Source organism: Burkholderia sp. GW821-FHT14F03 (genome assembly GCF_058803765.1).
The window spans coordinates 1-1013 of sequence record NZ_JBXAPG010000128.1 but is presented as its reverse complement, the minus strand read 5'-3'; the positions used below and the strand labels follow the sequence as shown (position 1 = coordinate 1013).

The window sequence follows — 1013 nt, the reverse complement described above, 5'->3', positions numbered from 1 at the left end:
CTCGCGATCCAGGCCGCGCGCAGCGGCGGCCCGGAAATGGCCTTCGGCGAGGTGGCGTCGTCGTCGCGCTACCGGGCGATGACCACCGACGTGCCCGATCTCGCGGTCGGCCTCGACGCGCCGGGCACGCCGCGCAGCCTGACGATCGAGACCGGGCAGCTGGCGACGCGGCTGTGCTGGAAGTCGCAACTGCGCTCGGACGAAGCGGCGCTGCCGATCGCCCGCGTGGCCGGGCGCAGCGCGAGCCGCACGGTGCTGCTCGATCCGCGCTTCATCCCGCCGCTGCTCGACACGCGCGCGCACGTCGTGCTCAATTCGCTGATCGACGAGCTGCAAAGCACGCTGCGCGTGCGCCTCGCGCATACGTCCGGGCAGCGGGTGCTGTCCGCGGGCGGGGGCATCGCGGACCTGATCGAGCTGCTGCTGCGGCAGGCGATCGCCGAGTACCGGATGCGGCTCGCGCATCTCGATGCGTTCGATCCGCTGCCGCCCGCGCTGCTGTATCGCGAGCTGATCGGCCTGCTCGGGCGGCTGAGCGTGCTGCCCGGCGTCGACGAGGAGCTGGCCGAGCGCGATTTCGGCTACCGCCACGACGACCTGCAAGGCAGCTTCGAGCCGCTCGCGGCCACCTTGCGGCATGCGCTCGCGCGCGTGATCGAGACGCCGGTGCTGCCGCTGCGCTTCGAGGATCGCGGCGACCAGGTCCATATCTGCGTGGTCGACAAGCAGTGGAACCTGAAGAAGCTCGTGTTCGCGGTGTCGGCCGCGATGCCGGCCGACAAGCTGCGCCAGCTGCTGCCGCAGCAGACCAAGCTCGGCGCGGTCGAACAGATCCAGAAGCTGGTGGACCTGCAACTGCCGGGGGCCCGCCTGATCCCGCTGCCCAACCCGCCGCGCCAGATTCCCTATTACGCCCAAAGCACCTACTTCGAGGTCGAATCGACCGATCCGTTCTGGACGCAGACGCTCGCCGGCTCGGCGATGGCGCTGCGCATCGTCGGCGATTTTCCGGA

General features: G+C 70.5%; 1 protein-coding gene. It reads left to right on the top strand.

Translation table 11 applies throughout. The annotated features are described in order from the left end of the window. Window positions 1–1013, top strand: a 1013-nt coding sequence (gene tssK / locus AC1RQF_RS33335) for a type VI secretion system baseplate subunit TssK (protein ID WP_492874390.1), incomplete at both ends; no start/stop codon positions are given.